This is a genomic window from Paraglaciecola sp. (assembly GCF_030730205.1).
Taxonomy (GTDB): Bacteria; Pseudomonadota; Gammaproteobacteria; order Enterobacterales; family Alteromonadaceae; genus Paraglaciecola.
Genome location: NZ_JANQVQ010000219.1, coordinates 1 through 2,506, shown reverse-complemented (window position 1 = coordinate 2,506; position 2,506 = coordinate 1). Strand labels below are relative to the sequence as shown.

At 46.0% G+C, this 2,506-nt stretch carries 2 protein-coding genes and 1 pseudogene; 1 reads left to right on the top strand and 2 read right to left on the bottom strand.

The genetic code is table 11. The features are described 5' to 3' along the window. Positions 1-106: 106 nt before the first annotated feature. Together istB and istA are read right to left on the bottom strand one after the other, a co-directional pair. Positions 107-880: an IS21-like element helper ATPase IstB gene (istB, locus tag NWQ57_RS14795; protein ID WP_306022933.1), complete on the bottom strand. Its 774-nt coding sequence runs from the start codon at positions 878-880 to the stop codon at positions 107-109. Then, the gene (istA, locus tag NWQ57_RS14790) at positions 877-1,911 is read right to left on the bottom strand and encodes an IS21 family transposase (RefSeq protein WP_372340926.1); all 1,035 of its coding nucleotides are present in this window, start codon (positions 1,909-1,911) and stop codon (positions 877-879) included. Before istA ends, istB begins: the two co-directional genes overlap by 4 nt. Before the next feature lie 298 nt (positions 1,912-2,209). Here istA and NWQ57_RS14785 point away from each other — a divergent pair. After that, positions 2,210-2,506, top strand: a pseudogene (locus NWQ57_RS14785) (hypothetical protein); the annotation flags it as partial.

The following is a 2,506-nucleotide window of genomic DNA, read 5'->3' as shown; positions in this document are numbered from 1 at the left end:
GAACGCGCTATTAAGCCCTTCGTCATTGGCCGAAAAGTATGGCTGTTCAGCCAGATGTCAACAACAACCCAATAGTGATCCACTCCAACAATCTAAAAGTGATCCACTATTCTTTGGGTTTATCCATTAATCCGGCTTGTTTCTTTTCTTTGATCCGATAGCTTTCTCCTTTAATTTGTAAGATATGAGAGTGGTGTAAAACCCGATCTAACATGGCGGAAGTGAGCGCAGTATCGTTAGCAAACACCTGTCCCCACTGACCAAATGGCAAGTTGCTGGTTAGAATAACTGAGCCTTTTTCATATCGTTTAGCTATCACGTCAAACAGTAATTTGGCCTCATGTGCGCTAAACGGGAGATAGCCAATTTCATCAATAATAAGCAGCCTTGGTGCGATCACGGAGCGTTGCATCACTTGCTTATAGTTATCTTGTCTCTGTGCAGTTACCAGTTGCAGAATTAAATCAGAGGCGCTGATAAAACGGGTTTTAATACCGGCTTGTACTGCTTTATAACCCAGTGCCACAGCGATGTGCGTTTTGCCCACGCCAGAAGGTCCTAACATGACCACATTTTCTTGTCGCTCAATAAAAGAGAGTGATGCCAACTCACTTACTTGTTTTTTTGGCACGCCAGAGGCGAAGTTAAAATCAAACCCTTCTAAGGTTTTATTGCCCGGGAACCCCGCCATTCGAGTGAACATATGTTGCTTCCGCTGATGGCGAGAGCGCTGCTCACATTGTAATATCTGCTCTAAGAAGGTCAGATAATCCCATTCTTCTTTGGCGGCTTGTTGTGCTAAATCACACGCATTAGCATCAACGCCCGCCAGTTGTAACGTGTTTGTCAGCTCACTAAGACGTGATAATTGCAGGTTCATATGGCCTCCATGAGTTGATCATAAACACTCAGCTCATGATGTAATGGCTGCTGGCTTAACCTATGAAGTGAAGGCAGTATCACGTGTGAGTTCAAGGTGGATGTCACCGGTAAGATTTTAGGCGGTAAGGCCTGCAAGTGTTTGCGCTCTTCAACCAGTCTCTCAGCAGGTTTTTGTTTCGTGGTGTCATGAATGCGTTGATGTGCCACAGTGTCTAACCATATGCGGACCTCTGTATTGGCCGTGGTGATATCCAGTGTCAGGCCTTGAGCCAGCAATTTTGTATTCAGCGGCCGAAAGAAGTTATCTCGTACATAACGTACCATCCGCTCAACCTTACCTTTGGTTTGAGGTCGATAGGTGTGGCAGAGTTTGGGTATAAATCCCATGCTTTTTGCAAACTGATAAAACGCCTGATTGAGTTTATGCTGACCGTCACCATAAGCATCACGTTCAATCACCACAGTTTTCATATTGTCGTACCACACTTCTTTAGGGATCCCTTGAAAATACTCAAACGTCAATCGGTGACACTGCTCTAACGTGTCATAACGCATGTTATCGGTGAAGATCACCATCATTCCGCGGCTGTAGCCCAAAACAGCGATAAACGCATGAATAGGCTGCTTACCACCACGCATTTGTCCCCAATCGACCTGCATTTGTTTACCTGCCTGGGTTTCAAAACGGACGATAGGCTCTGGAGTAGGTTTGCCACGGTATTGATATAAATACTGGCGTAATAACGACAGGCTACCGGTATAGCCTAACGCTTTAACTTCACGGAATAGCACCTCACCTGAAAGATGTACAGGCTTAGCCTGTGCAATACGGGAATGCAAAAAAGACTTGTAAGGTTCAAGCATGGAGCGACCTTTAGCCCGCGCTGTGTAAACCGGTGTATCAACTTTGGCACGAAGATAACGTTTAACGGTATTACGCGAGATACCCAATTGCTTGGCGATAGCGCGCTGTGACATACCTTGTTGATGCAAAATCTGAATTTTCATAAGCTCTTCTTTGGTAATCAAGGTGCCTCCAAAAAAGCACCATAGTGAAAACACGTGGATCAGATTTCAATTGTTGAGGTGGATCAGTTTTGCATTGTTGGTAACAGCTGGTCGCGAAGCGACGAAATACACGGACGTATCTTCGCACAAATCGCCGGGAGCGATTAGCACAGCCGCAGGCTGCCCGAAGGGTGAGTATCATGGATGATACGAATGAATCCCTCTCTCCGCTTGTACCGTGTCAGACTGTCCATCGAATTAAAATCATCAATGTTGTTCGCAGGGCCTTTGGATTTTCAACGACCCTGACCCCTTGATCCTAGATCATTGGATCAGGCGCAGAGTGAGAATGGGCTATTGGCGCCAGTGGCGACAAAATCATCTGGAATGATTTTGAACAGCGGTAGCTGGCAATTTGAGAGCCACACCGAAGTGGCGAATAAAGCCACGCACCAAAGTCAGGAATTTAATGAGATTGGGACGAACCGACGCTCGGGTACATATACAAGCTGCGGTTGCGTGTGGCATTACTAGTAAGGGGCCGTGGCGCAGTGCCTTATCTGTCAACAACAACCCAATAGTGATCCACTCCAACAATCTAAAAGTGATCCACTAT

Excerpts from the sequence above, each read along its gene's own strand:
- istB (WP_306022933.1), bottom strand. The coding sequence starts at position 880 with ATGAACCTGCAATTATCACGTCTTAGTGAGCTGACAAACACGTTACAA.